The 25303-nt window shown below is 61.6% G+C and carries 19 protein-coding genes and 3 tRNA genes; 11 read left to right on the forward strand and 11 right to left on the reverse strand.

What is annotated here, in order from left to right; translation table 11 throughout:
• Positions 1-50: 50 nt before the first annotated feature.
• Positions 51-851 carry a FadR/GntR family transcriptional regulator gene (locus ACZ1JV_RS04840; RefSeq protein WP_465148595.1) on the reverse strand — a complete coding sequence of 267 codons (801 nt, stop codon included), beginning with the start codon at positions 849-851 and terminating at the stop codon, positions 51-53.
• Positions 852-944: 93 nt separating this feature from the next.
• On the opposite strand from ACZ1JV_RS04840, the gene manD reads away from it, so the two are divergent.
• Positions 945-2153, forward strand: coding sequence for a D-mannonate dehydratase ManD (manD, locus tag ACZ1JV_RS04845; RefSeq protein ID WP_465148596.1), 1209 nt, complete (start codon positions 945-947; stop codon positions 2151-2153).
• 57 nt (positions 2154-2210) lie between these two features.
• On the opposite strand, the gene ACZ1JV_RS04850 is transcribed toward manD, so the two are convergent.
• The 3 genes from ACZ1JV_RS04850 to ACZ1JV_RS04860 all read right to left on the reverse strand — a co-directional run bounded on the left by ACZ1JV_RS04850 (position 2211) and on the right by ACZ1JV_RS04860 (position 9761).
• Positions 2211-3731 (reverse strand): GH39 family glycosyl hydrolase, encoded by a 1521-nt coding sequence (locus ACZ1JV_RS04850; protein WP_465148597.1) that lies wholly within the window; start codon positions 3729-3731, stop codon positions 2211-2213.
• A gap of 32 nt (positions 3732-3763) precedes the next feature.
• Entirely contained in the window at positions 3764-6445 is a 2682-nt protein-coding gene (locus tag ACZ1JV_RS04855; RefSeq protein WP_465148598.1) for a glycoside hydrolase family 2 TIM barrel-domain containing protein, read from the reverse strand.
• Positions 6446-6509: 64 nt separating this feature from the next.
• A complete protein-coding gene (locus ACZ1JV_RS04860) occupies positions 6510-9761 on the reverse strand; it encodes a glycosyl hydrolase (protein ID WP_465148599.1) in 3252 nt (1083 codons plus the stop codon).
• Between the two features lie 744 nt (positions 9762-10505).
• Here ACZ1JV_RS04860 and ACZ1JV_RS04865 point away from each other — a divergent pair.
• The 4 genes from ACZ1JV_RS04865 to ACZ1JV_RS04880 all read left to right on the forward strand — a co-directional run bounded on the left by ACZ1JV_RS04865 (position 10506) and on the right by ACZ1JV_RS04880 (position 15961).
• Entirely contained in the window at positions 10506-10823 is a 318-nt protein-coding gene (locus tag ACZ1JV_RS04865; RefSeq protein WP_465148600.1) for a 2Fe-2S iron-sulfur cluster-binding protein, read from the forward strand.
• A 57-nt stretch (positions 10824-10880) separates the two neighbouring features.
• Positions 10881-12476 carry a cytochrome P450 gene (locus ACZ1JV_RS04870; protein ID WP_465148601.1) on the forward strand — a complete coding sequence of 532 codons (1596 nt, stop codon included), beginning with the start codon at positions 10881-10883 and terminating at the stop codon, positions 12474-12476.
• A 183-nt stretch (positions 12477-12659) separates the two neighbouring features.
• A complete protein-coding gene (locus ACZ1JV_RS04875; RefSeq protein WP_465148602.1) occupies positions 12660-15158 on the forward strand; it encodes a TonB-dependent receptor in 2499 nt (832 codons plus the stop codon).
• A 221-nt stretch (positions 15159-15379) separates the two neighbouring features.
• Positions 15380-15961: a TetR/AcrR family transcriptional regulator gene (locus tag ACZ1JV_RS04880; RefSeq protein ID WP_465148603.1), complete on the forward strand. Its 582-nt coding sequence runs from the start codon at positions 15380-15382 to the stop codon at positions 15959-15961.
• Here ACZ1JV_RS04880 and ACZ1JV_RS04885 read toward each other — a convergent pair.
• Positions 15941-16564, reverse strand: a complete 624-nt coding sequence (locus tag ACZ1JV_RS04885) for a TetR/AcrR family transcriptional regulator (RefSeq protein ID WP_465139733.1) — start codon at positions 16562-16564, stop codon at positions 15941-15943. The two genes, ACZ1JV_RS04880 and ACZ1JV_RS04885, sit on opposite strands and share 21 nt — an antisense overlap.
• A 131-nt stretch (positions 16565-16695) precedes the next feature.
• Here ACZ1JV_RS04885 and ACZ1JV_RS04890 point away from each other — a divergent pair, with 131 nt between their 5' ends.
• The 3 genes from ACZ1JV_RS04890 to ACZ1JV_RS04900 all read left to right on the forward strand — a co-directional run bounded on the left by ACZ1JV_RS04890 (position 16696) and on the right by ACZ1JV_RS04900 (position 18692).
• Positions 16696-17019, forward strand: coding sequence for a hypothetical protein (locus ACZ1JV_RS04890; RefSeq protein WP_465139732.1), 324 nt, complete (start codon positions 16696-16698; stop codon positions 17017-17019).
• A gap of 135 nt (positions 17020-17154) precedes the next feature.
• Complete coding sequence (locus tag ACZ1JV_RS04895) at positions 17155-18042, forward strand: YncE family protein (RefSeq protein ID WP_465148604.1); 888 nt, start codon at positions 17155-17157, stop codon at positions 18040-18042.
• The gene (locus ACZ1JV_RS04900; RefSeq protein WP_465148480.1) at positions 18039-18692 is read left to right on the forward strand and encodes a TetR/AcrR family transcriptional regulator; all 654 of its coding nucleotides are present in this window, start codon (positions 18039-18041) and stop codon (positions 18690-18692) included. Before ACZ1JV_RS04895 ends, ACZ1JV_RS04900 begins: the two co-directional genes overlap by 4 nt.
• Before the next feature lie 584 nt (positions 18693-19276).
• Here ACZ1JV_RS04900 and ACZ1JV_RS04905 read toward each other — a convergent pair.
• Positions 19277-19930 (reverse strand): TetR/AcrR family transcriptional regulator, encoded by a 654-nt coding sequence (locus ACZ1JV_RS04905; protein WP_465148605.1) that lies wholly within the window; start codon positions 19928-19930, stop codon positions 19277-19279.
• A 345-nt stretch (positions 19931-20275) separates the two neighbouring features.
• Between ACZ1JV_RS04905 and ACZ1JV_RS04910 the strand changes: the two genes are divergently transcribed.
• Positions 20276-21028, forward strand: a complete 753-nt coding sequence (locus ACZ1JV_RS04910) for a hypothetical protein (RefSeq protein WP_465148606.1) — start codon at positions 20276-20278, stop codon at positions 21026-21028.
• A 66-nt stretch (positions 21029-21094) separates the two neighbouring features.
• Here the strand turns inward: ACZ1JV_RS04910 and ACZ1JV_RS04915 are convergent, their stop codons facing one another.
• The 5 genes from ACZ1JV_RS04915 to recJ form a co-directional block, all read right to left on the reverse strand.
• Entirely contained in the window at positions 21095-21361 is a 267-nt protein-coding gene (locus ACZ1JV_RS04915; protein ID WP_465148607.1) for a hypothetical protein, read from the reverse strand.
• A gap of 158 nt (positions 21362-21519) precedes the next feature.
• Positions 21520-21594, reverse strand: a tRNA-Glu gene (locus ACZ1JV_RS04920).
• 37 nt (positions 21595-21631) lie between these two features.
• Positions 21632-21706 (reverse strand) — tRNA-Glu (locus ACZ1JV_RS04925).
• Between the two features lie 36 nt (positions 21707-21742).
• A tRNA-Glu gene (locus ACZ1JV_RS04930) sits at positions 21743-21817 on the reverse strand.
• A gap of 104 nt (positions 21818-21921) precedes the next feature.
• The gene (recJ, locus tag ACZ1JV_RS04935; RefSeq protein WP_465148608.1) at positions 21922-23721 is read right to left on the reverse strand and encodes a single-stranded-DNA-specific exonuclease RecJ; all 1800 of its coding nucleotides are present in this window, start codon (positions 23719-23721) and stop codon (positions 21922-21924) included.
• Between the two features lie 193 nt (positions 23722-23914).
• Between recJ and ACZ1JV_RS04940 the strand changes: the two genes are divergently transcribed.
• Together ACZ1JV_RS04940 and ACZ1JV_RS04945 are read left to right on the forward strand one after the other, a co-directional pair.
• Complete coding sequence (locus ACZ1JV_RS04940; RefSeq protein ID WP_465139934.1) at positions 23915-24388, forward strand: flavodoxin family protein; 474 nt, start codon at positions 23915-23917, stop codon at positions 24386-24388.
• 102 nt (positions 24389-24490) lie between these two features.
• Positions 24491-25261 carry a hypothetical protein gene (locus tag ACZ1JV_RS04945; RefSeq protein WP_465148609.1) on the forward strand — a complete coding sequence of 257 codons (771 nt, stop codon included), beginning with the start codon at positions 24491-24493 and terminating at the stop codon, positions 25259-25261.
• Positions 25262-25303: the final 42 nt, after the last annotated feature.

Below are 25303 nucleotides of genomic sequence, written 5' to 3' on the forward strand. Positions count from 1 at the left end.
GTCCCGGAGCACAACGCATCTGGGGCCCGCAGTTCGGAGAATTGAAGTGGCTATGCGTCCCTATCGGAGCGCAGGAACCGTTCGCGCGTGGCGGCAACCGACTGGCGCGCAGCAGCGACCGCCTCTTCCTCGACAGCGAAGAGAAGGTGCTGAAGCACGGCATTGAGGTGCGCGTGCATGGCCTCACGCGCGGCGACGGGATCGCGCTGTCGCAGCGCGGTCAGGATGGCGCGGTGTTCCTCTACGACCGGCTTAACATTGGCCGTCCGGGCTTGCTCAAGCAGCAGTCGGCATTCCGGCGAGGTGGACCGCAGGGTCCAGAGCTGTTCGACAGTCCGGGCAATGGCACTGTTTCTGCCGGCCCTGGCGATCGTCATGTGAAAGGCCATGTCGGCATTCTCGCCACCATTTTCCTCGGCGTTCTCCTGCTGGATGGCTTTGACGAGTTCTTCCAGTCGCTGGAGTTCCTCATCGCTGATATGGCGCGCGGCCAGCGCCGCAGCCTCGCCCTCGATGAGCAGCCGGGCTTCTACTAGTTCGAATGGGCTGACCGCGAATTCCGGTTCATTGTCGATTTCGCCGGGAAGGCGGATCACGAATGTGCCAGCACCCAGCCGGGCCTCGACAAGGCCCAGTACTTCCATCGCGAGCATGGCTTCGCGCACGACGGGCCGGCTTACGCCCATGCCGATGGCAATATCGCGCTCCGCCGGCATACGGTCGCCCACGGCATAAGTTCCCGATTGCAGTTCGGCGATCATCGCCTTGGCCACGCGGCGGTATAGCCGACCGTCATCGTCGGCCGCCGGATCCGCTCCAAGCGGCGGCTTCGCCCCCATGATACCTGCCATAGCTTTCCACCTTATCGTTGTGGTAAGACCAATATTATCTAACTGGTCAACGCAATCTAGCGTGCTTTAACCTAGCCGGGATCAAGTCGACACATGAAAATTCAATCGGCCAAAGTGATCGTCACGTGCCCGGGGCGCAATTTCGTCACACTCAAGATCGAGACCGACCAGGGCGTCTACGGGATCGGCGATGCCACGCTGAACGGGCGTGAGAAATCGGTGGTCGCCTATCTTGAGGATCACGTGGTGCCCTGTCTGATCGGCATGGACCCGCGCCGGATCGAGGATATCTGGCAATATCTCTATCGCGGCGCCTACTGGCGTCGTGGCCCGGTGACGATGCGCGCGATCGCGGCAGTGGATGTGGCTTTGTGGGACATCAAGGCCAAGATGGCGGGCATGCCGCTCTACCAGCTGCTGGGCGGCCGCAGCCGCGACGGCGTGATGGTCTACGGCCATGCCAACGGCAGCGACATCGCCGAAACGGTTGAGGCGGTGGGCCAGTATATCGACATGGGTTACAAGGCGATCCGCGCCCAGACCGGCGTGCCCGGGATCCGCGATGCCTATGGTGTGGGCCGGGGCAAGCTCTACTATGAGCCCGCCGACGCGGCGCTGCCTTCGGTAACCGGATGGGATACACACAAGGCGCTGAACTACGTGCCGAAGCTGTTCGAAAAGCTTCGCGAAACATACGGGTTCGATCATCACCTGCTGCATGACGGGCATCATCGCTACACGCCGATGGAAGCCGCGCGGCTAGGCAAGGCGCTGGAGCCGTTCCAGCTGTTCTGGCTGGAGGACTGCACCCCTGCCGAAAACCAGGAAGCCTTCCGGCTGGTGCGCCAGCACACCACGACACCGCTGGCCGTGGGCGAGATCTTCAACACGATCTGGGACGCCAAGGACCTGATCCAGAACCAGCTGATCGACTATATCCGCGCCACGATAGTCGGCGCCGGCGGGCTGACGCATCTGCGCCGGATCGCCGACCTTGCGGGCCTCTACCAGATCCGCACCGGCTGCCATGGCGCCACCGACCTCTCACCCGTCACCATGGGAACGGCGCTGCACTTCGATACGTGGGTGCCCAATTTCGGCATCCAGGAATACATGCGCCACTCCGAAGAGACCGACGCGGTGTTCCCGCACGACTACCGCTTTGAGAAGGGCGAGCTGCTCTGCGGCGAGACCCCCGGCCACGGCGTCGACGTCGACGAGGCGTTGGCAGCGAAGTATCCGTACAAGCCGGCCTATCTTCCCGTGGCGCGCCTTGATGACGGCACGATGTGGAACTGGTGAGATGAAGCGCCTTCCCCCGGCACCATCCCTTCGCGGGCCGATGCCGGGGCGCACGGGTCAGGCGAGTTCGACGAGGGCGAGACCTTCAGGAGGCAGTTCGAGCGTGAGCGTTCCGTCCGCATTGAGGCGGCGGGTTTCCACGACCGGACGAGAGACCTGACGCAACTGCGCGATCTGGGGGCGCGAGGGATAACGGGGCGAGCCCATCGCCCGCCAGGTCGGCATCGGTGATCCGCGCTCCCAATCGACGAACCGGACTTCGGCCGTCTTGCGGCCCTTGATCCCGTCAAGCTGCAGCGTCAGCCTCTTGGGGCCTCCCGTGATCTTGCGCTCCGAGGTCATGCCCGGGATTCCGCCCGGCTGGTCGACTTCGGCAAGGTTCCAGACGAGTACGGAAATCCGCCCGTTCTTGTCCTTTGAAGCCAGTGCCGGCCCCTTTGCAGCAAGGCGCTCTGTGCCGAGGCGATGCAGCAGGCGATAGGTGTTGAACGAGGGCTTGGCGATGCCGTCGATCATCATGCTCCATCCCATAGAGCCTTCCTTGAGCATATAGTCGTCGACGCCGAGTTCCTCGTACATGCCGCTGAGGGTCCACTGCGACATGCCGGCGCAGTGGACCATGCTGTTGGCGATGACGTGGGCAATCATCGCCGGGCTATCGGACGACCATTCGGACAGCCACATCGGCTTGCCCGCGAATGGCCCGGCATCGATCGTGCGCCGGGCATTGGCAAGGGCCTCGGGGATGACGTCGTTGATGCCGCGTCGGGGGCTGCCCTTGCCGAAGACGTCGTCCTGATCGTCACCCGCATAGACATGGGTGGCGAAGAAATCGACCGGGGCGTTGTTGGCCGCGCACCATTGCCCGAAATCGCCGATCCAGGCGGTTTTAGAGGTTGCCGGTCCGCCGACCTGGATGCGCGGATCGACCGATTTGATGGCGGTCGCGGCAGCCTTGTACATCTCGAAGTAGCGCTGCTTGTCGGCGGTCCAGAAGAAGGAGAGGTTGGGCTCGTTCCAGACTTCGAACGGCCATGTGCGCACGGTCTCGATGCCATAGCGATCCACCATCGCCGCCGTGAAAGACTTGATGAAGGAGGCGTATTCCGCATCGGAGGTCGGCGGTGTGATGTTGCCACCGTAAAAGCCGAACTGGCTCTTCCCGGAAGCGAGCTTGCCGGGCATGAAGCTAAGCTCGACATAGGGCGAAACCCCGAGATCGAACAGGCCGTCGTAGACACGGTAGACATTGAGCCAGTTCGGCCCGCCGTTCCGGCGCATCTCCAGAATGCTCTTGCCGAAGACGCCAAGCTCGTCGTTGAAGATGCCGTGGAACCGGGCGCGCTTGATGCCGGCTTCGGCCACCGCCAAGCGCATGTCCTGCCGCCATTCCTCGCGCATGGTGATCGCCGCGCGGTCCGATCCGACGCATTCCTCCCAGACATGCGGCAGTGTGCCGGCAATCGTGCGGGTATCGACCCGGACAGTTTCACCGGGAATATCGGCGGCCTTCACGCCGCTTGCCGAAAGCGCGGCCGCCGCCGCGCTCGATGCCAGAAAGGTGCGCCTGTCAAACATGCTTCTCTCCAAGGAATTCGGGCTTGCGGCGTTCACTGCGAAATCTCGATCCCGGCCAAGGCGGCATTTCCCGAGACGCTTGAAAAATCGAGGATCAGGCGGCCATCGGCGACGGTGACCGGAAAGCTGCGGACCAGTTCCTTGAGCGGGGCGCCGGCTTCCTTCAGGATATTGAGGCCCTGGATGACAGTCTGACCGTTTGCCTTCACGGTAAGCGCCTGATCGGGCGAGGCCGTCTTGCGCGGTTCGAACAGATGAAGGGTTACCGTCCACCGGCCGTTGGGCAGCGGGATGTCGTAGGCGTAAGCGTCGCCATCGCGCCAGTAGTCGAACAGAGCCGGGTCTGCCGCCTGCACCTGCCGGATCGGCGCCATCGAGCGGCCGCCGAAGCCCACGAGGTTGAGCACGACAGGCTTGCCGCCCTTCACGAAAGTGTCCGAGCCGAAATGCCGGGTGCCAAGGTCCAGCCCGGCAAGACTGCCGGCATTGATCCGCAGGCCATTGCGTTCGAGATCAGGGCCGTTCCAGATGGCGGTATCGCGCAGGGTCTTGCCGTCCGTTGTCGTGGAGACCACCGCCTCATTGGCGCCGGGGAGAAGGGCGACATTCCTCCATTCGCATACGAAATCGCTGCAAGGCGCCGTGCCGATCGATTTGCCGTTGATCGTCAGGGTCGCGGTCGGGGCGGTCGAATAGGCTTTCACATCCATGACCGGATAGGCCCGGTCGACATAGCGCTTGCCTGCGAAATGCAGGGCAGGGGTATCGCTCCAGGCGACCTTGTAGAACCAGAATGCGTCCTTGCGTTCCTTGCGGTCTGCAGTGACCAGCCCCTTGTCGTTGAGATCGACGGCATCGCCTTCGTCGCGCAGGTCGCTGGAGAAATCGAACATGGCCCAAACCCAGCTGGCGAAGACGAAATCGCGCTTGGCGATGCTCGGCCATGTCTGTTCGTGGACCCATGCCTGATATTCTTCGGGGTGAGGGCGGCCGACGAAATTGACGAAGCCGCTCAGCACGTCGTCGCTGTGCTGGCTGATCGCGCCGCCTGCGCCGTATTCGCTCAGCGATAGGGGCAGCGCGGGATGGTCGCGGTGGAACTTGTCGAGCGTGTCGCCAAGGTCCGCCCGTGCCTGCAGCGGGTTGGGGTAGTACCACCCGTAATAGCGGTTGTAGCCGATAAGATCGGCAGTCCCGGCGAGTTTCTCGCCGGCGGTCTGGATAAGGCCGAGACCCTCACAGCAGTCCGCAAAGGTCGTCGGGCGGTCCGGATCCTCCTCCTTTGCGATTGCATTGAGGTGCTGGAGCAGCGCGAGCGGTTGCGGTGGTGCGCCCTTCTGGCCGAAGCCCTTGGCGGAATCCACTTCATTGCCGACCGACCACATCAGGATCGAGGGATGGTTGTAGTTCTGCCGGATCTGTTCGCGCAACTGCTGTTCGGCGTTGGCCCAGAGTGCATCCGAACCTTTTCCGCCCGAGACACTGGGCGTGGTGACGTAAGGCAGTTCGGCCCAGACGACCATGCCGGCTTTGTCCGCCAGATCGGACCAGGCATCGGCATGCTGGTAATGGGCCTGACGAATGGTGTTCGCACCAAGTTCCTCGATCAGCGCCATATCATCGGCATGCTGTTTGGGTGTGAGCGCCCAGCCTGCGCCAAGCGCGTCCTGATGGCGGGAGACGCCCCGCAGCTTTACATGCCGATCGTTGAGGAAGAAACCGGCATCTGCATCGAAGCGGAATGTGCGCAGGCCCAGTGGCTGCGTCACGCGATCTAGCTGTGTCCTGCCGTCCGAAAGGGTGGAAGTGACCGAGTAGATGTAGGGATCGGCTCTGCCGTCCCAGCGATGGGGGCGGGCGATATCCAGCGCTGCGCGTTGCTCGCTGGCTCCGGGTGCCAGAATGACGGGCTGAACCGTTCGGGCCACGATCTTGCCACGCGCGTCGCGGATCTCGGTTGCAAGCGTGAGGTTTCGAGGCGCAGCGCCTGCGTTGCGGAGCTTCGTGCGGACTTCGACGGCGGCAGTTTCCGGCGTGATTTTGGTTGCGTGCGCGTAGACCCCGGGCCCGCCGAAATCGAGCGGGTCGATCGAGGCGGCCGGAAGCTGGAGCAGCGAAACCTCGCGGTAAATGCCCCCATGCACGAAGAAATCGCCCGACAGCGGGATGACTTCGGAGGTGGAACTGCCGGGCTCCACTTTGCTGTTGTCGGCACTGACCACGACCAGATTGCGCTGGCCCGGCTTCCATGCGTCGGTAACGTCGAGGCGGAAGCGGGCGAATGCGCCCTTATGGGTGCCCACATGGTGGCCGTTCACCCACACTTCGGCCAGCTTGCCGACCGCGGCAAAGTCCAGATACTGGTGATCGCCCGGCTTCGCCTTCGGCGCATCGACCCAGAGGCGATACCAGCCCACCCCCTGCCGGTTATCGGTCTCGGCGCCGCGTGTCAGGGTATAGGCGCCGATGTGGTTCCAGCTGTGCGGGACAGAGACCTGCTGCCAGTCGCGGTCGTCGAAGTCGCTTCCCGTGACTGACGCAGGTTCATCGCCGAAACGAAAGCGCCAGCCATGCGACAGGTCGATTGCGGGCCGGGCGGCGGTGGTTTGGGCCGCAGTGCGATCCTTGGCAACCAGAGAAGGCGAAGCGAATGCCGCGCTCACGATGGCCGAGCCCAACAGCATTGTTTTCAGTACCCGCTTGATATCGCCCACTTGCCTTTCTCCCGGTTAGTTGAGGGGCCGCGCTTGCGGCCGGCCGACTTGTGTTCATTCGGAATTACCGGTTGTTCAGCAGCCGTACCGGGCCGAGCAGACCGGATGGGCGCAAGGGCGCGTCCTTCCGGTAGGTCGGGGTCGCGGTCCATGTCACTTTCGTGGCGCCCGGCTGTGCGTCGCCGATGAGACGATTGACCCACAGGTTCGCCACGCGGATCGAGAGCCGGTTCTTGCCGGAACGCATCTGGCCCGAGATGTCGATGCGGTAAGGCTTGTGCCAGGCATAGCCTGCCCGCTGCCCGTTCACGCTAATCTCTGCGATCTCGCGCGCCTCGCCGAGATCGAGAAACAGCGGCATTCCCTTCTTCCATCCGCGCGGAGCCGCGAACTCTTTCGTGTACGTGGCGATACCCGAAAAGTAGCGGATGGACGCGTCGGCGTTTTCGCCCAGCGGAGAGAGTTCGGGAAGGCGGGTTTGGGGCGGTGCGCCGCGACCCGGCTCGAATGCGACATCCCATGGACCGCCAAGGATCGCTGCTTCCGTCAGTTCGACCGGAGCGACTTTTTGTTCGGTCTCTGCAGTGTTCTTGCGGAAGACCACATGCACGGACTCGTCCGGCCCCAGGGTCAAGGGAACCGTGGTCATCCCATCCTGAACCGAGAAGCTGACGGGTTCTGATTTACCCGTCTCTGCATGCCAGAGTTCCGGGGCCTTGCCGGTCACTCTGAAGCGCGCGGTGATCGTTTCGCTGCGATCCTTCTGGTTGGCGATGAAATAGGTATCGCCATCCGCCAGCTTGCGGTGGACGAAAGGTAGTGCTGCTCCCTGCTGGGCATCTTCGAAGACGAAATCGGGCAGGATGCCAGCCTGGGGCAGGGCTCCGGCGAGATCGCTGGTCGCGATCACCCTGCCTCGTCCGACCTGGTTCACGCCCGATCTCGGCCACAGCTTTTCGAGCAATGCCTGGTAGCGCTCAGGATCAGCCGAGAGACCCGGGTCGCTGACGGGGCGAGGGCCGATGACCGTCGCGCCTGCTTCCACCAGTTCGGCAATCCGGTTGAGAACCCCAAGGCTCATCTTGCCAGCAGAGCCTCCCAGATAGAGCGCGCGGTAGCGTGCCCCTCCGCTGCTCACCAGATCGCCGCCGTCGTTGGACAGGGCGCCGAGGAGGGCATCGGCGTTCACGAAATCGAATGCGGTGCCGGCAGGAACATCGGCGACCGGCCTGTCGCCGAACAGCGATGTCAGCGGGGCCTCTTCGCCGTAGAAATAGGCGATATCGGCGACATTGGTGCCCTGCTGGAGCATGAGGGAATTGCGTGCGATATAGTCCATCCACGGGCGCGCGAGTTCGCCCCATGCCTCGTTGCGGTTGAAGTCCTGTCCAAAGATCGACAGGCGCAGACCCGGCTTCTTGTCATCTACCGGAACATGTACTGAAGTATGGATGACAGGGCGGTTGATGCCGCTCACAAACTCGAGGTCGATCATCCGCTTTAGGTCGTTCGGGGCAAATGCCCAGGGCGAGAGCATCGAGGTCAGGGATTCCGCTGCGACGTACTTGCGCCCGTAAACGTGCGCGACCGATGCAGCGCCCTTCATGTCGGCAAGGTAGGTCGGCTTGGGCCCGCGGTCGCGCTGGAACGACCACATGGCGGACATGGGCACGTCAGCCCATCTGCGCATCGCCATATCATCGCCGAGCTGTGGTCGGTGATCCTCCAGCGCCTCGCCATAGACGACAAGGTCATTGTCATGCGCGGCCTTGGCAACCGTGCCGTAGTGCTCGCTTGCCAGAAGGTCCGCCAGGGTCCGCCGAAAATCGTAGAGGAAGCGTTCGCTTTCCTGCCGCGATCCGATGATCGTCCCGGTCAGTGCTGGCATCCAGGGGATCGGATCATAGCCACGCAGTCGCTTGAACTGGGCCACCATTTGCGGCGTCCAGTTCGCTGCGCCGACCTCGATGCTGTCGGTGAGTATGGTCCGGATGCCCTTGCCGCCCATGAGGTCGGGACCGACCGTTTCGCGGTAGGTCGAAAGGTAGTGTTCCATGTAGCGACGGACCGCATCGGCGTCGTACTTGTCCACTTCAAGCCCGGTCGCCTCGAATGGAGCGGGATGGTTCATCGTGCCGACAAGCGAATAGCCGAAACGAATGATGCGCCAGCGCCCGGCGGGAGGCGTCCAGTCCAGCGTGCCGTCCGGCCTCAGCCGATTAGTAAGGTCGATGACCTTGTTCGGTGCCACCCCGGCAGAATTGGCAAGGCCGCTGTCGAGCGCATAGTAATCGGGAACGACATCGAAGCCCGCCTTGGCCTCAACCCGATTGACCCGATCCTGGCCGGACAGCACGAATTCGGCGATGCGGATCGAGGTGCTGGGCTTTTCACCTGAAAAGCCGGCAGCGAGTGCAGAGAGGTCCACGCCGGCAGGCGGCGGGGCGATGTTGGGAAGGCTGCTGACCTCCTGAAACGAAATGCGGAAATTGCGGGCAGTCACGGGCGCGAAGCCGAGCGTGGTGGGGACACGGCTCATCGGAATGTCGCCGATAGAGATCCATTTTCCCGCAGAGACTTCCGCCTCGAGGCTCGCCTTGAGGTTGGCGCCGATGAACTTGCCCGCGCCTCCGGGAACAAACAGCGTGACCGCGCGGATCGTTTGAGCGCTTGGGTAACGAGCGACAAGGAGCGTCGCTCCCTTGCCTGCCTTGGCAAGGGCGATGCCCGTCTCGAGATCGCTGTCGGTTAAGGCTTTTGCATCGATGGCTTTCCCTGCGGCGTCGGCGAATGCGGGAAGGGCCGAAGTGTCTCCGGGCGAGGCGGGCACTGCGACAATCACGGCGTCGCGATAAAACGGTGCCGGGACATCAGGCGCTTTCTCGTTGATGGTCGAGTTGGTCCCCGACGTCGCGGCGATCGACTGATAGGGTCCGGTCACGGATGGTGGGGCGGGAAGGCTGAAGGGCGCACGCGCTCCGCCGCTGACCGTCACTTCGCTCCAGACCAGCTTTTTCATGCCGTCTGCTGAAGGCACCCATGGCCCGCCGGTTTCCGACCAGCCCGGCGAAGAGGCAATGGCCAGTTCAATGCCCAGGCGATCCGCTTCCCGGGCGGCGGCCTTGAAAGCCGTTCGCCATGCGGGTGTCATGTAGACTAGGCGCTGATCTACAATCTGCGGGCTTTGGAGATTGACGTCGAACGCCTGCGCGCCGCCAATCCCCACACGCTTCATCCAGGCGAGATCCTTGAGAAGTCCGTCCTCGGTGATGTTGCCGTTGATCCAGTGCCACCACACGCGAGGGCGGGCATCCATCGGCGGGTCGGAGAATTCCGCTTCGAGATTATCCGATACGGCGGGCGGTGATGCTGCTTCGCTGTGCGCGCGTGCCAATGATGGGCACGCGGCGACTGACAGCAAAAGCGCCAACTTCACCGATACGGCAGAGTCTCGAAACGCGTAGTTCTTCGCCATATCTGTTTTTCGCCTGACGTTCGCATCAGCAGGTGCGCATGATCGAAGCGCATCCCGCAATTCTCCCAGCATCGCCTCTTTGTGCGATAGTGTATCGCGTATAATTGAGGGTCCGTACTGTCAAGTCGGTCAGACCAATTTGGAAGTTGCGTATCCGAGAAGGGAGCTGAATTCATCAGGTTTCGGTCTCAGAGCGCCTTGGAAGGCACCTCGGACGCCATGGATAACGCCGCAGCGATCAAACCTATCGAAGTTCTATTCGGTCGTGAGATTCGCCGCGGAACAATCGCGCCGCCAGTGGGCGCGTTGGCGGCCTGTAGGTTCGAGAGTTTCTAAGCGGATGGCCGGGAGATTAGGTCGGCCGCATCAGGACCAATGCCGCTCGAGCGGGCCATTTCTGCAATGCGCGATTGCAAGCCTTCCGGGTTGACGTCCTCAAGTTGGTAGACGTATGCGACACTGTATCGCATAAAAGTGGATGTGCTCATTTTGGCCTCACGCGAGCCGACGGAGTGCGGTTCGCACCGACGGCAATGATCGCAGCCACGAGCACACAATAGGTCAGAACCTGAAAGAGGGCTGAAAATGGCATCAATTACCGTCGTGGGCGTCTTGGGAGAGGAAAGGGTTCTCGAGGCAAGGCCCGGGCAAACCGTGATGGAAGTCATACGCGACGCAGGCTTCGACGAAATGCTGGCGCTGTGCGGCGGGTGCTGCTCGTGCGCGACCTGTCATGTCCATGTGGAAGCTGGCCCTGCCGACGCTCTCGCCTTGATGAGCGACGACGAGAACGACCTTCTCGACTCGTCCAGCCACCGTGGCGGTCAGTCGCGCCTGTCGTGTCAGTTGCCAATTACAGATGCCCTCGAAGGGCTGCGTGTGAGGATCGCGCCGGAAGATTGAACGAACGGACATCGCTTGCCCGCCGAAAGAGCGGGCAGGAAGCAGGAGTGGGATGAAATGACTGAACTGGCAGATCGCGATTACTTCACCGACCACGAAATCCTCGTCGATCCTTACGCTTACTTCGAAGCGGTGAGGGGCAAGGGCCGGGTCTATCAGCCCAAGGGCAAGGACTATCTGATGGTCATGGGGTTTGAAGAAACCCTAGAAATCATGCGCAATTCGGAGGATTTTTCGGCGATTATCGGTCTGCAGGGGGCTGCTGCACCTCTCCCGTTCACGCCGCACGGATCCGACATCACGGCCCAGGTCGAGGCGCACCGCGACGAGTTCCATGGCGGCGACCTGCTGGTCAACCTCGACGACAATCCGCACCTGCAACTGCGTTCGCTGGTCAATCGGTTGTTCACGCCTTCGCGCCTCAAGGCGAACGAGGAGTTCATTCAGGCTTTCTCGGACGAACTGGTTCGTGACGCCGTGGCAAATGGCGGCGTCGAACTGGTCAGGACAATCGCTACGCCCTTCGTCACGTTGGTCATCGCCGACCTGCTCGGTATTCCGGCCGTGGATCGGCAGAGGTTCATCGACCTTATCCAAGACGCGCCGCCTCCCGGAAATCTTGACGGCGAACTCGACCTCGATGCCGAAGACCACCCGTTCATGATCATGGGCGGCTATTTCGCCCAATACGTCGCCGATCGTCGTGCCAATCCGCGCGAGGATATTCTCTCCGAACTGGCGAATGCGCTCTACCCCGATGGCACGCTTCCCGACGAGATGGCGATCGTTAAGCTGGGCATGTTCATGTTCGGCGCTGGCCAGGACACCAGCGCCAAGCTCCTCGGCAATGCGATGCGCTACATCGTCGATGAGCCGGGCCTGCAGGACAAGCTTCGGGCCGATCCCAAACTCATCCCCGCACTGATCGAGGAAGTTCTGCGGCTCGAGGGTTCGACCAAGCAGACTGCTCGGCTGGCGCGCCGTGACACGAAGATTGGCAATATCTCGGTCCCGGCCGGGACTAAGATCATGCTGTCGATCGCTGCGGCCAACCGGGACCCTGCACGCTGGGAAGATCCGAAGGAATTCAAGCTAGACCGGCCGAAGATCCGCGAACACGTGGCTTTCGGACGCAGTGCGCATACCTGCGCCGGTGCACCGCTTGCGCGTGTGGAAGTGCGGATCATCCTGGAAAAGCTGCTCCAGTATACCTCGGACATCGATCTCGATCCGGAGATTCACGGCCCGCGCGGCGCGAGAAAGCTCAACTTCGAGCCGAGCTTCATCATCCGCGGCCTCGCGGAACTGCATCTCAAGCTGACGCCGGCCGCCGGCGTCGATCTTTCGTCGGACCGGCCATCGGTGATCCAGAAGTCGGAAGCAGCTTCGGCTGCGCCCGTGGCGACTGACGTGCCTGCTGCCGCACCGACCGCGGGGTACTCAACCGGCGCAACGAAGCTGGCAATTCTCCTGGCGGATGCTGGTGCCAAGGCGGTGCTCGATCAACACTTCCCGGGAATTACCACCGACAAACGGATTGGGATGGCGAAGTCGATGACGCTGCGGGCTATTCAGAAGTTCGCGCCGGGCCAGTTCACCAATGAAGCACTCGATGCCGCCGACCGGGACCTGGCCGCTCTGCCGGCAGATTGAACCGAACGATCAGAGTGATGAGCCGGCAGAACCGCGAGGCGTCTGCCGGCTCCGTTCAAATACCAGATCAACAGACTTCGCCTGAGCGAAAGGTCAATCCATATTTCTTAAATGGATTGACCAATGCGATAGTGTGGCGCACAAAATAACAAATAGAAAATATCAGGTAGGGAAGGGGATTCGATGCGTAGGAAGAATGCGCTCATATTCGTTGGAGTGAGTACGCTGGCCATGGCCGCACCGGCGTTTGCACAGGATGCGACTTCGGCGGCGCCTGCTGAACCGGCTGACGCAACGGCGGTGAATGAGATCATCGTTCAGGCTCGGCGCCGCGACGAGAGCTTGCAGGACGTGCCGCTGGTGGTGAATGCCGTTACTGCGGATGCGATCTCCAAGCTGAACATCCGCAACTTCACCGAAATCAGTTCGGTTGTCCCTGGTCTTCAGCTCACGCCCAATGCGAACGGCATCGGAACCTCGTCCTCGATCCGCGGGGTCAATCATGACGTGAACGTGAGCGCCGAGAACGGCACGATCCAGTACTACCGCAACGATGCTCCCGTACCGTCGAACTTCGTCATGCAGACGATGTACGACGTTGGGCAGATCGAAGTGCTGCGCGGTCCGCAGGGCACGTTGCGGGGGCGCTCGACACCGTCCGGTTCGGTTACCGTGACCACGAGAGAGCCTGACCTCGTTGAAGCAGGGGGCTATGTTGCCGGAACGCTTGGTTCGGCTTCCGCAACCAATTTCTATGCTGCTCTGAACATTCCGATTATCGCGGATGTACTGGGTATACGCGTGGCAGGACTGCACAGCTTCGATCGCGGTAACCGCGTGACAAGCGTGAACAGCGACGAGAAGCCGCGCAGCGAAACCAATGCGATCCGCGCAGCGGTCCGCTTCGAACCGATCCAGTGGCTTCGCCTGGGCTTCCTGTACGAAGGCATGCAGAATGACGGGACCCGCTTCGATCAGGTGCGGTCCGTCAGCCAGTACGATCCCGATTATGTGCCCAGCGTCGGTGCTCCTGACTATGGCGAGATCGGCCTGAGCGACCGGCTTTCGGTCCAGTCACGCCCAAGCACGACCACGCAAAAGTTCCAGTTCTACAACTGGAACGCCGAAGTGGACTTCCTGGGGCAGCGCCTCATCTACGTGGGTTCGGCTACGTCTCAGAAATACCACAGCTACGGCGTGCGCGACCTTGCCAACTTCTTCCCTGACCTCGAGATCGCACAGATTGCGGATACCAAGGGGACGACCAGCAGCCACGAAGTGCGCTTGCAGAACCTTGATCGGGTCGCAGGGCTATTCGACTATGTGGTGGGCTATTTCCGCTACTCGGTCCCGTCGCAGACCAATCTAAGCGATCTCAGCATCACCCAGCTCCGTCTTGCCGGTCTCGGCATTCCGATCGCGGCCCCGAGCGTTACCGACACGCCCATCTACATTGCGAAGGGCACTCCGACGGAAGACTCGTTCTTCGGCAACCTGACATTCCATCTGACCGAATCCACCGAACTTTCGGGCGGACTGCGGCGCATACACTTCACCGATAATCGGGACGGGCTGTTCATCAGCTGTACGCCGGACATGTACGCTGCAGGCGATTGTACGCGCCAGAACGGCACGCAATCGGACGTCAACGAAAACACCACGATCTACAGCGCCAGCATCAAGCACCGCTTCACGCCGGGGCTGATGATCTATGCTTCGACCGGCAGTTCGTGGCGCCCTCCTGTCGTGGCCATCGGCAACTTCACCCATGCCGATTACACGCCCAACGAAGTTGCCCATATCTCGCTGCCATCGGAAAGCTCCAAGTCCTACGAAATCGGTTTGAAGTCGGATTGGTTTGACCGCAAACTGCAGTTCAACCTCACTGCTTATCACCAGGACTACAAGAACTATCCCTACCGGGCCGGCGGTGCAGGTATTGCCTACATCAACATCAACTCGGCGGGCGCGCCGACGATCGGCAATTTCAATTTCGTGAGCGCAGTGCCGATCAAGGTCAACGGGGTCGAGGCCGAACTGGCATTCACGCCGACATCGCGCTGGAACCTGGGCGCTACGGTCAACTTCGCGCGCAGCCGCATCGGTAATGCCCTGCTGGCCTGTACCGATGCACTCAACAACCAGACCGGGGCTGTGGGTTCGGATGGGGTTCCCGATACGGTCACGCCCACGCTTGCGCAAATGGAGCAGGCTTACGGCGATGAGCGCGTGGCGCAATGTCCCGGCGGCGGACAATCGGCGACCTTCCAGCCGGAATGGTCGGGCGTGTTCAGGGCCGAGTACACTCTGCCCGTCGGCAACAAGATGGATGGCTATTTGCGCGGGCTGTTTAGCTGGAAGGGCAAATCCAAGACGGATCCGAACAACCCCTACGATGATGTAAAGGCTTACGGCATCGTCAATTTGTTCGGCGGCCTGCGCTCGCAGGATGGTGCCTGGGAAGTGTCGGTCTATGCCAAGAACATCTTCGATACGACGAAGCTGATCAGTCAGGACGATCTGGCCCAGTTTACCTCCGTCACCGACGTCTATCTCCGCCCGCCTACCTTCGCTGTCTCGGGCATCGGATCGACGGTCTACAGCAGCCGCTATGCGGGTGTCTCGGTAACCGCTCCGCGTGAATTCGGTGTGACCTTCCGGGCAGCATTCGGCTCGCGGTAAGAAGCTTCCGAACGGAAGGGCTGTGGGATCTCCCAACCGCAGTCCTTCCGGCCTTGGATTTGCAATGTGCTCCGGTGATGGCGGAGCCCCTGGCTTTGACAGGTAAGCGAGCAGGGAGGACCATAATGCGAACTCAAAATAGCGGTCCTGTCTCTCGTCGGGAACGCGCGCGGCCAAGGAAAGGGCAGGGGCCCGATCTCAAGCAGCTTGGGCGTTGTGCCTTGTCGGCATTTTCGCGACGCGGTTTCGAGAATGTTGGCCTGCGCGAACTTGCGGCATCGGTGGGCATCGCACCGACCTTGATCCTCTATCGTTACGGCTCGAAACTGGCATTGTGGAGGTCGCTGGTCGATGAATTGGGTGAGCGCGTCGATTTGGCATGCGCCGCAATCGATTCTACTTACGCACTGGCCCAGCCGTTTCCCGATCGCGCCAGTGCGGCGCTGCGGCACTTCGTGTTGCTTACCATAGAGATACCGGAATTATCCCCGCTGTTTATAGGCGAGATGTCCGAGCCGGGAGAGCGGCAGGAATACGTCCTGGAAAAGATCTGGAGCCCGTTTCTCGCTTCGGTATTGCCCATCATTCACGATGCCGAGCGTTACGGGAATTCCGACCTGGGTGCCCCCAAGTTTGCCGCTTTTTCCATCGTCAGCATGATATTCGCAGCTCAGTACATGGCCCCCATTATCGACCTGGCCGCCGACGACCGGCAGAACGATTCAGCAGTACGCGTTCTTCGGCCCATTGAGCGGTTGCTGACCCTGGTACCTACGCAGAACTCAATCCGGCGCCATGATTGAGGTCGAAAGAAGTCGGTAGAGGATCTTGGCGATTTCGGAGACGCTGTAGGCCTCTTCGGGTTGGCCGACCCACCACGCTAGCGTTTCGGCAATGAGCGTGGCGGCGCAGATCGTGCCAAGTTCGGTAGGCAACCAGGCGTTGATGGGCTTCTCACTTTTTGCCACGACCATGGAGACCCGCAGCCATTCCTCGCGCATTGCGCTGCCGGCACCGCCGTTGAGAAGGATTGCCCAAAGAGCGCGGTGGTCGGCGACGTATGCGCACAAGGCTTCAAACCCGGCCTCGTAGCTTTCGGCATTGCGAATCGACAGAGTCAGCTGGTTGAGGTGCGCGATTTCGTCCTTGGCGATGGCATTGAGCAGCGCTTCTTTGGTCTCGTGATGCCGAAAGAACGTGGCGTAGTGGACCTTGGCTTCGGCGCAGATGTCGCGGACGCTGATCTGGTCGAATGGCTTGCGCTGGAGCAGGGCCAACATGGCTTCCTGCAGTGCCTTGCCTGATCGCAAAGCACGCGCGTGGGTCGATCTAGATGATGCCAGCGGCTCGGTTTTATGCGATACTGTGTCGCCCAACTTGCGATTCGGTTTGCTGTTCTCGGCCATCCCATCGTGTGTGACGCAAAAATGCTGGTTAGCGCAAGCAGGTAGCTGGTTGCCACGCTAGGCCGAGCAAAAAGGGTCAATGCCTGATCGAATTGGATCGGGATGATATCAATGAAGAGAGGATTTAACTTATGCTTCGTCAGATTTTGACCGCCGGAACCTTCGCTCTCGCCGTAGCTGCGCCGCTGTCGGTCAACGCCGCCGAGCCCGCTACAGCCTCGGCACCAGCCGGGGCCTTTTCGACCTCGACCAGCTCGATCGGCACTCTGCTGGACAATCCGGCAACCAAGGTCATTCTCACGAAGTATCTCCCGGATTTGGTGAGCAACCCTCAGATCGAGATGGCGCGGGGCATGACCCTGAAGCAGATTCAGTCATACTCTGCCGACACGGTCACCGATGAAGTGCTCGCAAAGGTCGACGCTGAACTCGCGAAGGTCCCGGCTCAAAAGTGATCCAATGAAGGAGCCGGCAGCCCGGTGGCCGGCTCCGCTAGCTGGAGATATCGCTTGGGACCTTTTTTGCGTGTGTTTGCCGCAGGCCTTGTCCTTCCGTTGGCTGCAGGAAGCGTAACGGGGCTCGCCCGAACGATGATAGTTGCCAACAAGGGAGAGAACACCGCGAGCTTCATCGATATGGAGACGGGAAAGGAATGGTCTCGCCGGCCGACCGGACCTTCGCCTCACGAGGTGAGCATCTCGCCAAACGGCAAAGTTGCAGCCGTCGCCGCCTATGGTGGCTCGACAATCGACTTGTTCGATGCCCGCACAGCAAGGCACATCAAGACTATCGACATATCGCCGGGCAAAGCGCCACACGGGATCGCCTGGATTTCGGACCAGCGCCTTGTGGTTGCTGCTGAAAAGTCGCGCAGTCTGGTTGTTGTGGATGTGACTGATGCCAGCTTGCAGTCCGTAGCCCTTGAGCAGGCGGGATCGCATATGGTGGTCCTCTCTCCCGATCACAGGACCGCCTATGTTTCCAATGTTGTGGCCGGGACGGTCAGCATCGTCGACCTTCGTGCAATGCGAAAGCGCTCTGATCTCAAAGTGGGTGGTAACCCGGAGGGGCTGGCAGTCAGCCGAGATGGCACGGAACTCTGGGTTGGCGATAACTCGGCGCCGCGCCTGCGTGTCGTCGACATCGCAAAAGGCAAAACGCTCGCCGTTCTGCCCGCGGACCCGGTGCCGATCCGAGTTGTGATGAGCCGAGATGGCAAGACCGCGGTCAGCTCAAATATCGGGGCCGGAACGCTCGGTATCTACTCTGTGCCTCGGCGGCAGCTGCTGCGCACAATTTCCGTGAGCGGGGCGGTCGATGCGATTCAGGTAACGGCGATTTTTGCCGATTCTGATGATCGAGTTCTCGTGGCGGAAACCGGCCGGGACACTGTAGCGGAAGTGCAGGTAGCAGAAGGAAAAGTCGTCAGACGGTATGCGGCCGGCAAAGGCGGCGATGGGGTGGCCATATCGCCGTGAAAGCATTTCGGAGTCCGGCGGAAAACGTCGATCAAGCTGACAAATCCACCGCGCAGCCGGCACATGCAAGCCGCCACCGCCGCAACGAGCAAAAGAGCCGGTTTGAGGATCTCAGGGTCGCGAAATCATATCATGCCTTGCGCAGCGCATTTCTCGACCTGCTGAAATCCTCTCCGCTTGAGCATATCGCGATCACAGGCATTGCGGACAAAGCCGGAGTGACCGTGCCGGTGTTCTACCGGCAGTTTGCCTCGAAAGAGGCTTTGCTCGCCGACATCGCAGGTGATGAGACTCGGTTCGTCATCGAGCATATCCGTTCGGCAATCGTCAGTTCTGACAATGCCGGCGACCTGCGAGACCTTTGCGCGCTTGTCGACGGGAAACGCGACCTCTGGAAGCTGCTGCTCACACATGGAGCGGCAACATCCATGAGAAACGAATTTACTCACTCGATCATCGGGATGGATTTGGATCTCGAGACTTTCTGCGCCGATATGCCGCCTGCGTTGGCGGCCACGTTTGTTGCGCACGGCGTCTTCGACGTCCTTGCCTGGTGGCTGGATCAGGGTCCGAATTATCCTGTCTCGACAATTGTGCAAGCTTTGCAGAATCTGGTGATCGGACCCGCAGCAAACCGGGTCAATCGCTAACCAGCGGGCGGAACGCTCATGTCGAAGCCATCCTCGAACGCCATGCAGTGTGCGAAGCCATGCTGGGGATACAGGGCATCGTTCGGATTGCCGATTGAACTCGGACCCGGCTTCCCCCAATTTGGAGATCCGCTGGGCCGCCTCTCGCACGGTCGTCGCGTAGTATCGCCATGCGGTGGAATGGATAGGCGCCGACTGTTTGGGTTGCGACATTCACATACTTTATCCCCTCGGACTGGTCGCGGACGTGGATCACACACCTACTGTCAGCGATGATCTTGTCATCGACTGCTCTTCATCCAGTCATTCCTCTTGGGCCAGGACCGGAAAGCTGACGGGCCGGTTTTGGGATCATCAAAGCGGTCGGGGAACGACTGGAATGGGGGCGAAGCCTGCCACGGGCCCGACGTAAACCGGCTGCCTCGTCGGGCGCGTACTCGAGACCCGCGAGGGAGGGGTAGGTACAGAACCGGTCTCTTGCAGCACGGTGTATTATCTCGCCAGCATGTACCGGTCTGGTGGTGAAGGAAAGTTTCACCAGGCAAGCGGTGTTGCCGTTCCTAGAGTGGCATTCGGGGGGCAGGTCAGGTCGAATGTGGCGAATTCATTTCTACTCTATCCTGCGCGTTATTCAGAAAGCCGATGATGAGTTGGGCCATCGCGTCCTCCAGCTCAACCGTACCTAGCAAAGTGAGAGATCGTAGGGTTGCGGCGCGTAGGACCTCCACGATGGCCGTGGTCAGGACGAATCGCTCTGCGTCGGTCAGCCTCCGGTCATCCGCCTTGCTTGCCCCACGCCATACGGCGACAATGGCATCAGCGACATACTCGGCGGGTTCGGGCAAGCCGCGATCCAGTGTGAAGGTGACAAGAGCGCGGATCAGGCGGGGATCGGCATGGCGATACCGGGCGAAGGCATCGTGCATTAGGCGCACGATCGCCCGGACCATCACCTCCCGCGGTTCGTCGTCGCGCGCTTTCAGCAGCGCGTCGATATCCCTCCGCATCGCCTCCCGCTGGCGCTCGATCAGTGCGACGACGACGGCCTCCCGGTTGTCGAAATACTGGTAGAGAGTGCCGATAGAATAGCCGGCGCGCTGCGCGAGCAGGTTGGTGGTCAGGCTTTCGCCGCCGTCGCTGTCCAGAATCTGAGCGGTTGCCTCTAGGATTGTGTCGACGGTGCGCCGGGATCGATCCTGTCTTGGAGTTTTTCTTTTTAGATCAATTCCTTGATTCATTGGCATCCTTGCCTGCGACCGCGTTTTGGTTCGCGAGTATGAGCCTCAGCGGCGCTCGATACAATGCCGGCTCCCGAACGTTGCCGCTTCGACGCGATCACCGCATCAGACAGAGAGCCCTATGATCAACCTACGCCGTTTCCGCGAACGGTGTCGCAACGCGTCATCTCGGCTTGCGATCATTTGCTGCGCGCTGCCCCTCTTGTTCGCTTGCCACAACGCACGCGCACAAGGATCAGGCGGCGAGGAACCGTACCATGCCAGGGTTGCGGCCGCTGGCTACGTGCACCGGTTCGCCGAGGTGAACGGAGTTCGGCTGAGCTATTGGGAGGGGCAAGCGCCATAATGCTTCATAGCGATGCGACCGCTGTCGCGACGGTCAGGCTGCAGGAGGATGCAGTCATCGAGCATGATGCGCGGTGGATTCCGGGCTGGACGCTGGCCGATAGCGACCTGACGGGTCGCGCAACCTTCGAGAAGCGCGGAGCCAAGCTCGACGTATTCACGGCCAACAAGCGGCCGCTCGAGCAGTTGTTCGGCGTCGATCTCATTTACTTCAACGAGGCCCGCGGGGCCCTCGTGATGGTCCAATACAAGATGCTCGAACCGCAGGAGCGCGGCCGCCGCACGATCACGACCGACCTGTTCGATTTCGAGGAACTCGACGACGAGGAATGGATCGTTCGCATCGACGATCAGTTCGAAGACGAGATGGAGCGCATGCGTAGATTCGATAGGGATCTCGACCCACAAGGCCCCTATCGCCTCCACTCCGGTGCCTTCTTCTTCAAGCTGGTCCGTCGCCATGCCTCGGCCAGATCGGCCGGCATGCTGCTGAGCCTTGGGCATCTCGATCATCTGAAGGGCGACGGCACACTCGCTGGTCCCAAGGGCGGCCTCAGGATCAGCTATCAGCGCCTTGATGGACATTATCTTCGGGGCGACCCGTTCGTGGAACTGATCCGCTCGGGCTATATCGGAACGCGGGGCGCCACGACCGACCATCTGCAGGCGCTTATCCGCGCGTCGCTCGAGGGCGGCAAAGCCGTGGTGGCCGGCGTGCAGCGCGCGCTTGATCCGGAGCGGCACGCCGTTTAGTTGGACATATGCCGCCCACCTGACGGGCTGAAATCAATGATGCCCCCTCACTAACAGGGCGTTTCATCAAGCGATCTTCTTCCCGAATTCGTTGCCGATGCCTTCATCGAGTGGAATGGCGCGCGACAGATAGCCGTCGGCAGGATCTCGCACGGAGGACAGATGATCCGGTGCGAACGCTTTCTCGGCGAAGGTGATAGCGTCCTTGGTGGCTGCGACAGCGCAAGCGTGAGGAACGGTTATGATGTGATGATCTGACCGCCCAGCAAGGATGGGGCTGCCGTGATGGGCGGGTTCGGCATCAGCAACGAAACGGGGCCCGCCTTCCCGCAATGCTTGTCTGCTAGATCACGATTTGCTGTGGAAAAAAGAACCATTGGGCCACGCTCGATGTCCGCCGGTGACCGAGGTTGCTCGCACTCGGATATTAGACCCATATTAGATCGGTCATTTTTTAGGAGGCGGAAAGCAAGCTAAGTGCTTGAAAAGACTGGTGACCCCTACGGGAATCGAACCCGTGTTTCAGCCGTGAGAGGGCCGCGTCCTGACCGCTAGACGAAGGGGCCGTAAAGACCAGTCGCGACTGTCCGGAGACTGTCGATATGGTGACCCCTACGGGAATCGAACCCGTGTTTCAGCCGTGAAAGGGCCGCGTCCTAACCGCTAGACGAAGGGGCCAGAAAAGGCATTTTAACTGCACTCAGCGCACCGAAATGGTGACCCCTACGGGAATCGAACCCGTGTTTCAGCCGTGAAAGGGCCGCGTCCTAACCGCTAGACGAAGGGGCCATTCCGAGCTGCGCCGGAGGCAGGACCGGCCCTCTAGCGGTGGTCCCCCGGGGGGTCAAGCCCCTCTGACGAGAAAAATGAGCTATGGGTGTCGGTTGTTGAAATCAGGCGAGGAAAGCCGCGTCGTCGACGTGCAATTCCGCCTGCGGGCGACTGCCCCAATCGTCGATTTTCGCGCGACCGGCCAGCCAGAGCCGACGTCCCTGCGTGGCGTGGAGCAGTGCCTGGCCCAGTTCGGATTCGGCGGCACGAAAAGCCATGGCCTTGAAGCGGCCGCCATCATTGCCGCTTACGATCAGGCGGACGTGATCGGCGCCGACGGTATCTGCCTTGATCACGCGGACCGGGCCGACGGCTACGCGCGGGCCGGGCCAACCCATGCCGTAGGGGCCGGCGCTTTCCAGCGTTTCCACCAGTTCGGGCGTAAGGCCGCCGGGGGCGAGGGCGAGATCGAGCAGCATCGATTGATGGGCGCTGGCGAGGGCCACGTCGTTGCCGAGGCGCGAATCCAGCCATTCGGCCAGAGCGTCCACCTTGTCGGGTGCGATGGTGAGGCCGGCAGCCATGGCATGCCCGCCACCGGCGACCAGCAAACCAGCCTCGCGCGCGGCGATGATGGCGGCGCCAAGGTCGACGCCGGAAATCGATCGGCCCGAACCTTTGCCCTGTCCTGCCTCGTCGGCATCGAGGGCGATGACCAATGTCGGCTTTCCGGTCTTTTCCTTGATTCTACCGGCCACGATACCGATTACGCCGGGGTGCCAACCCGCGCCTGCGACAACCACGACCGCGCGGTTGTGCTGCGCGGCCAGTTGCGCCTCGGCCGCTTCCTGCACGGCCTGTTCGATGGCACGGCGCTCATCGTTCAGGCGCGAGAGTTGGGCGGCGATGTCACGGGCCTCGTCAGGGTCGGTCGTGGTGAGCAGGCGCACGCCAAGCGTCGATTCGCCCACGCGGCCGCCGGCATTGATGCGCGGGCCGAGCGCGAAGCCAAGATCGGAACAAGTGGGCGCGCGATTGAGGCGGCTGGCGTCGATCAGAGCCGACATGCCGATATTGTCGCGCCGAGCCATGATTTTGAGGCCCTGCGCGACGAGCGCACGATTGAGGCCGTGCAGGGCGGCGACGTCTGCGACGGTGCCCAGCGCCACGAGGTCCAGCAGAGCAAACAAGTCAGGCTCTCGCCGGCTTGTGAAGAATCCCTGGCGGCGCAGCACGCGCACGGTGGCGACAGCCAGCAGGAAAGCCACGCCCACCGCGGCGAGATGACCGTGCGCGGCGGCAAGTTCGCTCTCGTCCAGTCGGTTGGGATTGACCAGCGCCATCGCGCGCGGAAGCACCGCAGCGCACTTGTGATGGTCCACGACCACGACGTCGACGCCGGCGTTGCTGGCCATCTCCAGGGCTTCATAGGCCATGGCGCCGCAGTCGACAGTGACGATCAGGCTGGACCCTTCGCCGGCGATTCGCACCAATGCCTCTCCGCTCGGGCCGTACCCCTCCAGCAGGCGATCCGGAATATAGTACCGTGCCTTATGCCCCAGTTCGCGCAGAAGGAGGATCAGCAGGGCGGCGCTGGTCGCGCCGTCCACGTCGTAGTCGCCGTAGACCGTAACCGATTCGCCCGTCAGCACGGCCTGCGCCAGGCGCTCCGCAGCCGCATCCATGTCGCGAAATTCCGACGGATCCGGCAGGAAGGAACGCAGCGAGGGGTTGCGGTGGCGGTCCAGATCCTCACGCGGGACACCGCGCGAAAGCAGCAACTGGGTGACGATATCGTCGATGGACCCGCCGCCGACGCCGGAACCCGGTTCGGAGAGGTCCATGTTGCCGCCGCGCCAGCGCCAGGATTTGCCGGAGAGCGAGCGATCTACGCCGAAGACGGATGCGGGTCGGGAAGCCATTCAGGCCGGTTATACCAGCGCGAAGCAGACGGGAAGACGCGGATATGCCGATGGCGGGTGTTCTGGCGGCATTGATGACTAGGGAACCGCTTCAAGCGAGCGTATAGTACCGGCAAAAGCCGAGGAGAGGGCTGCCATGACGATACGCGCGGAACAAGCGATGCGTCCGCCTGCTGGCTGGAAAGGCTGAACCATGCTGGCGATCATCTGGCACAGCCGCACCGGCGCCGCGCGCGCAATGGCCATCGCCATCGCGGAAGGGGCAGGGCAATCGTCGTACCTGCTTCCCGCCGCCGAGGCGATGCCGGCCATTCTACTGGGCGCGAGTGGATATATCTTCGTCTGTCCCGAGAATCTTGGCACGATGTCGGGAATGATGAAGGAGATGTTCGACCGCTGCTATTACCCTCTGCTCGGCAGGCTTGAAGGGCGCCCCTACGCCACTGCCATTGCCGCCGGCACCGACGGCATGGGCGCACAGGCTCAGGTGGACCGCATCGTCACCGGGTGGCGGCTGAAGCGCGTTGCGGATCCGTTGATCGTGCATGTGAATGCGCAGACGCCCAAAGAAATTCTTGCCGAAAAGACGGTTTCACACGGCGATCTCGATGCATGTTGTGAACTGGGCATGGTCTTTGCCGAAGGACTGGCGCTGGGCATCTTCTGAAGAGTCTGCGATGGCATGGTTAATGCTTGTTCATCGTGAAGAATCGGACTCGACGAGTCTTGAATATTGGTGCCAATTGTTCGCGTGGAAACGGATGATCCCGTGAGCTTGGGGCTTCGCAATAACGACGCGCGATCGCGTTCGGGGACCTCCACCGGCATTTCGTTGTTGTTTGCCCCCCCGTCCAGGCCGTCGGTTGCCATTATCGAAGGGGTGCTGGCGGCAAACGACGGCGGCGCGCCGACGGCACGGGTCAGCCATCGGCCACCTGCCGACCAGGGATGGCTCGAATTGCTCGCAAGCGGGCTCACTTTCGACATATCGGGCCTTGCGCCCGCCAAAGCCGCTTCGGTTATGCCTTCGTGCCATGTCTATGGGTTCGAAACACCACCCAGGCTGGACGAGCTTGAGGCGATTGATCTGATGCCGAGCGGCCATATCGCCGGGGGCGGAACGATGCCTCCGGTCGTCCGCACGCTGGTGGGCCTCGCGGCCGCACTGAGCCTGCAACTGCCCGTTTCGGCGGTTGTGTGGCATTTGGCCGGCACGGTCATGGCGCCGGGCTATTTCGTACGGATCGTGATGAACTGGCTCAGCGGCGGCGCATTCCCGGCCTTGGGTCTGTCGGCGCTGGCGCAGGCGGACGACGGCAGCATTGCCAGTCAGGGGCTGGAGGCCTTTTGCGGCCAGGAATTTCAACTTGAAGCGCGGCAGGGTGAAGCGCAGGCGGATACCTTGAAGCTTGCCCTGCGTGTGGCCGATTACCTTGTGCGTCGCGGACCCGTAACGTCGCCCACGCCGATCGAGGGAACAAGGTTGCTTGCAGAACCTTCGCAGGTCGGCAGGCTGGTCTGGATCTGGCGCCAGGATTGAAAGGGGCGGCAGACCACTGCGAAAGCCCCTACCTTTTCGGGC

It is taken from the genome of Novosphingobium sp. BL-S-19, from assembly GCF_055521675.1.

What these genes read in the sequence shown, in the direction of transcription:
- ACZ1JV_RS04885 (WP_465139733.1), bottom strand. Translation starts at nt 16,564, where the DNA reads ATGGCCGAGAACAGCAAACCGAATCGCAAGTTGGGCGACACAGTATCG.
- manD (WP_465148596.1), top strand. Translation starts at nt 945, where the DNA reads ATGAAAATTCAATCGGCCAAAGTGATCGTCACGTGCCCGGGGCGCAAT.
- ACZ1JV_RS04910 (WP_465148606.1), top strand. Translation starts at nt 20,276, where the DNA reads ATGCTTCATAGCGATGCGACCGCTGTCGCGACGGTCAGGCTGCAGGAG.
- recJ (WP_465148608.1), bottom strand. Translation starts at nt 23,721, where the DNA reads ATGGCTTCCCGACCCGCATCCGTCTTCGGCGTAGATCGCTCGCTCTCC.
- ACZ1JV_RS04865 (WP_465148600.1), top strand. Translation starts at nt 10,506, where the DNA reads ATGGCATCAATTACCGTCGTGGGCGTCTTGGGAGAGGAAAGGGTTCTC.
- ACZ1JV_RS04940 (WP_465139934.1), top strand. Translation starts at nt 23,915, where the DNA reads ATGCTGGCGATCATCTGGCACAGCCGCACCGGCGCCGCGCGCGCAATG.
- ACZ1JV_RS04895 (WP_465148604.1), top strand. Translation starts at nt 17,155, where the DNA reads ATGATAGTTGCCAACAAGGGAGAGAACACCGCGAGCTTCATCGATATG.
- ACZ1JV_RS04890 (WP_465139732.1), top strand. Translation starts at nt 16,696, where the DNA reads ATGCTTCGTCAGATTTTGACCGCCGGAACCTTCGCTCTCGCCGTAGCT.
- ACZ1JV_RS04905 (WP_465148605.1), bottom strand. Translation starts at nt 19,930, where the DNA reads ATGAATCAAGGAATTGATCTAAAAAGAAAAACTCCAAGACAGGATCGA.
- ACZ1JV_RS04875 (WP_465148602.1), top strand. Translation starts at nt 12,660, where the DNA reads ATGCGTAGGAAGAATGCGCTCATATTCGTTGGAGTGAGTACGCTGGCC.
- ACZ1JV_RS04860 (WP_465148599.1), bottom strand. Translation starts at nt 9,761, where the DNA reads ATGGATGCCCGCCCTCGCGTGTGGTGGCACTGGATCAACGGCAACATC.
- ACZ1JV_RS04840 (WP_465148595.1), bottom strand. Translation starts at nt 851, where the DNA reads ATGGCAGGTATCATGGGGGCGAAGCCGCCGCTTGGAGCGGATCCGGCG.
- ACZ1JV_RS04870 (WP_465148601.1), top strand. Translation starts at nt 10,881, where the DNA reads ATGACTGAACTGGCAGATCGCGATTACTTCACCGACCACGAAATCCTC.
- ACZ1JV_RS04850 (WP_465148597.1), bottom strand. Translation starts at nt 3,731, where the DNA reads ATGTTTGACAGGCGCACCTTTCTGGCATCGAGCGCGGCGGCGGCCGCG.